The sequence below is a fragment of the Candidatus Polarisedimenticolia bacterium genome (assembly GCA_035764505.1).
In the GTDB taxonomy this organism is placed as follows: Bacteria; Acidobacteriota; Polarisedimenticolia; order Gp22-AA2; family AA152; genus AA152.
Genome location: DASTZC010000236.1, coordinates 1 through 2,119 on the forward strand (window position 1 = coordinate 1; position 2,119 = coordinate 2,119).

Annotated in this window: 2 protein-coding genes; both read right to left on the minus strand. The window is 66.3% G+C overall.

Going from position 1 to position 2,119, the window contains the following annotated elements; translation table 11 throughout:
• On the minus strand, positions 1-1,789 hold a 1,789-nt coding region (locus tag VFW45_15690; protein ID HEU5182227.1), incomplete at its 3' end, for a hypothetical protein.
• A partial coding sequence (locus tag VFW45_15695) for a hypothetical protein (GenBank protein HEU5182228.1) occupies positions 1,786-2,119 on the minus strand: 334 nt, incomplete at its 5' end. The genes VFW45_15695 and VFW45_15690, both read right to left, overlap by 4 nt.

Below are 2,119 nucleotides of genomic sequence, written 5' to 3' on the forward strand. Positions count from 1 at the left end.
GATCCTTGTCGGCATCGTCGAAGATATCTCCCGGGCAGACGTCCAGGTTGTCGGTGGTGCCGTCGCCATCCTGGTCGTGACGCACCTCCACGCGCAGCCAGTAGGGATGGCTGGTCGCGGTGACGCATCCGGCAATGGTCGTGTCGGGGTAGCAGGACAGACCGATCTTCAGGGGGCTGGTGAAGGCCGGCGGGACGACCCATTCGAGATAGGGATCCCGGGAAAGGACGCCGGAATCGCCGTCGACGGCATCGTCCGAGCTCATTTGCGGCACGCCCGCGCCGTCATACACCGTCAGTACCGCGTCGGTGGGATAGGCCGGCGCCATCACGCCGACGTCGAGCTCCATCGCGTCGACGTCGATGCGCACATGGTCCCCCGGGACCACTGCCATCTTGAAGAAGTCGCGGTCCCCGGGAGCGGCGCTGGGACCGATGACGCCGCGTATGGTGTTGACGAGGCCTGGGCCCAGATCGGTTGCCGCCGTCAGAGAGTTGTTGGGCTCGCTGGGGTCGTCTGTGGGCGCGCCATTGAGATAGATGTCCTTCCCGGTCACTGTTCCGGAGATCGCGACCAGCGGGGCGTCGTCCGGGTCGTCGGTCGCGGCAGTCGCGCTCTCGCTCGCCCCGTTGTAGCACTCCTCCGGACCCTCGAGGAGCCGCGGCGTGGCCAGCGGACCCACCAGGCTGGCGTTGGCATCGGAAAACGCCGTATCGATCTGCTCGACGCAGATCGTGTAGTTGCCCGCCGGCAGCCCGGTGATTTTCCAGAACCCTTCCAGGAACGCAGGAGGAGTGCCGCAGGTGGGGATGAAATTTGCTCCCGAGACGGCGGAGAAGGCCTGGGACAGGTCGGCGTGCGGCGGCGCCGGTGGAGACGGGTCGGCCCGCCGAACGGTGACCTGCGCCCCCTGCCACGCCTCCCCGATAGAATTATGGTCGAGATCGGTAAAGATGTTTCCCGCCACGGAGTTGGCGCCGCCGCCGTACAAACCCATGACCGCCGCCTTGTCGTCGAACTTGAGGGCCTCCAGCTGCGACTCGGTGGCAGTCTGGAGGGGGAACATCGTAGGGATGTAGCGATCGTTGTCGGGATCGCCATCGTCCGAAAGTTCGGCGTTCAGCGCGCTGTGCCCGAGGTTCAGAGCATGGCCGAGCTCGTGCACCATGACCCCGCGTATGTCCGCGGTCGACAGGAAGTCGGGCTGCACGCCGTCCCACATTGCGCCGTTGATGATGATGCTCGCCTCGGCTATGTCCCCGGAAGATACGGGGGGACAGGGAGTCGGAGTGTCGATTATGGCCAGGCCGAAGATGTCGCGCTGCGCCCCTTCCCCGTACAAATCGGCGATGATCGCGCCGTCGGAATCGAAGATCACCTTGATGGCGCTGCCGGTAACGGCGTCGGAGCGGTTCCAGAAGTTCGAGAAATGGCCGGCGTTGGTATCGCCGAAGCCGGTCGCGTTGACATCGGGCAGGGGATGGGCCGAATCGATGCTGAGGGTCACAGGCCCCACGACGTTCCAGGTTCCCAGCGCCTGCTGCAGAAGTGGGATTGCATCCGCATGGCTCAGGATTCCCAGCCCCCCGGCGTCGACATCGCAGGAGATCGCCACGGGAAGGGGTCCGGGCGGCGTTCCGGGCCACGCCATCGGCGTGCCGTTGCTCATGACATGCCAGGGGCCTCCCGCGAGTGCTGCCGGCGGCGTGCTGGCGAAAGCCGCGAGCAGAGCCGTCGCTACCAGGAGGAAAAGGCGCCGCGGCCTCGGGGTCACCCTCGCGCCACTCATGGCGTCAGCTCCTGCACCATCCGGAGCAAATCGTCCGAGGTGAGCCGATCAGGCCGGTGCGGGTCGCCCTTCCCAAGGCTGCCGAGCCGCTCGACGGCACGCGGAGACATTCCGTGGAGCAGGCCGCGGTTCCCGAAGCCGTTGACGGCGATCTCCTTACCGTCCTTGCCGGAGACCCGGAGGAACTTCCCCTGACCGAGACCTACCGGGCTGGTCAGGCCGGAGCGGCTTTCGGGATAGAGGAACAGGACGACTTTTTCGCCTTCATGGAAGCCGGGTGTCGCCTCGGCTCCCGGGGCGGAGAGACCCTCTGGAAGAAAGGCGGTCTGG